The 673-nt window shown below is 48.7% G+C and carries 1 protein-coding gene; it reads left to right on the top strand.

Annotation, left to right across the window (positions count from 1 at the left end; translation table 11 throughout):
* Positions 1–251: 251 nt before the first annotated feature.
* On the top strand, positions 252–673 hold a 422-nt coding region (locus tag Y887_RS20575; protein WP_046965644.1), incomplete at its 3' end, for a hypothetical protein.

Consider the following 673-nt stretch of genomic DNA (forward strand, 5'->3'; position numbering starts at 1 on the left):
CCGCCCGAGGTACACCCCTTGGCTCTTGACGGCCGCGTCCGACGTCATTCAGATCCACGTTTACCACTCCGCAAGCCCCCCAGCAGGCGTTCTGCTCAAGCGTCCGTTCGCAGTCGTCCGTATGACTGGTATTTAATTGCTGTGATTACACAGTAAAACACATGGGGCGTGGTCGAAAGGCTTCGCCCCATATCAATAGACCTCAAGGGCTGTAGGGGCTTATCTGAGGCTTATATAAATAGGACTACAAAATGTCAAAATACATCGTTTCAACTATGTCTATGTCAGTTAACTACACTTTCTATACGGAAGTGAAAGAAAACCCGAATGCAAAAGCTGGTTCAGGCGCTCTTCCAAATATCCGCAAACAAATTCTGATCAAGGGCGGTGCTGGTCTTACTTCAGCAACTTCCGGCTTTGGTGAAATGGCAAAAGGCGCTGATGGTGCGCCTTTGTGGACTCCTGAAGGAATCGTCACCGTTGTAAGCGATGCAGATTTTGAGCATCTTAAAGACCATCACGTGTTTAAGCAGCATCTTGAAAAAGGTTTGGTGAAAGTCGTAAATCACGACATTGTTGGCAATCACAAGGCCGTCGCTAAAGAAGTTCGCGGCATGTCAGACGACCCGTTTGCGCCTATGACGCGTGAAACTGCTGACAAGCGCATCAAGGT

The organism is Xanthomonas pisi DSM 18956 (genome assembly GCF_001010415.1).
GTDB lineage: Bacteria > Pseudomonadota > Gammaproteobacteria > Xanthomonadales > Xanthomonadaceae > Xanthomonas > Xanthomonas pisi.